The 1,400-nt window shown below is 48.6% G+C and carries 2 protein-coding genes; both read right to left on the bottom strand.

Annotated features, from left to right (window positions below; all coding sequences use genetic code 11):
• Positions 1-263: 263 nt before the first annotated feature.
• Positions 264-632 carry a hypothetical protein gene (locus HMPREF9420_RS12730; protein WP_211207526.1) on the bottom strand — a complete coding sequence of 123 codons (369 nt, stop codon included), beginning with the start codon at positions 630-632 and terminating at the stop codon, positions 264-266.
• A gap of 213 nt (positions 633-845) precedes the next feature.
• Positions 846-1,142, bottom strand: coding sequence for a tetrahydrofolate synthase (locus HMPREF9420_RS13750; RefSeq protein ID WP_248628143.1), 297 nt, complete (start codon positions 1,140-1,142; stop codon positions 846-848).
• Positions 1,143-1,400: the final 258 nt, after the last annotated feature.

The raw sequence follows: 1,400 nt of genomic DNA, 5'->3' as shown, positions 1-1,400 counted from the left end.
ATGCAGGCAGAGGATGTTTGCAGAATTTGTGAAGAAGATGCCCCCCATTGGGGTATGCTTTTGATAGTCCAGGGTTGGCGAGTGTAGCGAGCTACCCTGGGTTAATACGTTGAGTGGGACACAACGCCGTAGGTGTTGCGCTTTTTTAATTTCATCTCTTTCAAAACGAGGAGCGGCGCAAAGGATGTTTGCAAATTGACGAACCCCATAGGGGTTCTGCTTTTGATAGCCCAGGGTTGGCGAGCATAGCGAGCTACCCTGGGTTAATACGTAGCATGGAACACAACGCCGTAGGTGTTGCGCTTTTTTAATTTCATCTCTTTCAAAACGAGGAGTGGCGCAAAGGATGTTTGCAAATTGACGAACCCCATCGCCTTCTGTTTTTGATAGCTATTTCGAAAGGAAGAGTGGGCGCAGAGGATGTTTGCAAATTGACGAACCCCATCGGGGTTCTGCTTTTGATAGCCCAGGGTTGGCGAGCGTAGCGAGCTACCCTGGGTTAATGCGTTAAGTGGAGAACAACGCCATAGGTGTTGCGCTTTTTTAATTTCATCTCTTGTCAAAAGGAAGAGCGGCGCAGAGGATGTTTGCAGAATAGACGAACCCCATTGCCTTCCGCTTTTGATAGCCATTTCAAAAGGAAGTGGGACGCAGAGGAAGTTCATGAGGACGACGAACCCCATAGGGGTTCTGCTTTTGATAGCCCAGGGTTGCCAAACGATAGTGCAGGCTACCCTGGGTTAATACGTAGCGTGGAGAACAACGCCATCGGTGTTGCGCTTTTTTGATTAATCCGCCATGAATTTCCTCACTATAACCATGCTTTCTCGGAAAAAGCTCAACACCTATGGCGTTGAATCTCCTTGCGAATGCTTACCCGGGGTAGGCTCGTTCCTCGCCAACCCTGGGCTATCAAAAGAACAACACCTACGGCGTTGCGTGGTTGTAACATTCACCATGGTGGATTCATTCATGGAAACGCCGACATAATATCTACGGCGTTGCATCGTTGCAATATTCGTAATGATGGATTCACTCATGGAAATGCTGGCATAATTTCTACGGTGTTGCGCTTTTTTAATTTCATCTCTTGTCAAAAGGAAGAGCGGCGCAAAGGATGTTTGCAGATTGACGAACCTCATCGGGGTTCCGTTTTTGATAGCCCAGGGTTGCCAAACGATAGTGCAGGCTACCCTGGGTTAGGGTATGGTTTGTGGAGAACAACGCCATCGGTGTTGCGCTTTTTTAATTAATCCGCCATGAATCCCCTCGCTATCCCCATGTTTTCTCGGAAAAAGCTCAACACCTATGGCGTTGAATCTCCTTGCGAACGCTTACCCAGGGTAGGCTCGTTCCTCGCCAACCCTGGGCTATCAAAAGAACAACACCTACGGCGTTGC

It is taken from the genome of Segatella salivae DSM 15606 (assembly GCF_000185845.1).
In the GTDB taxonomy this organism is placed as follows: domain Bacteria; phylum Bacteroidota; class Bacteroidia; order Bacteroidales; family Bacteroidaceae; genus Prevotella; species Prevotella salivae.
This window is presented reverse-complemented; position numbering and strand designations above follow the sequence as displayed.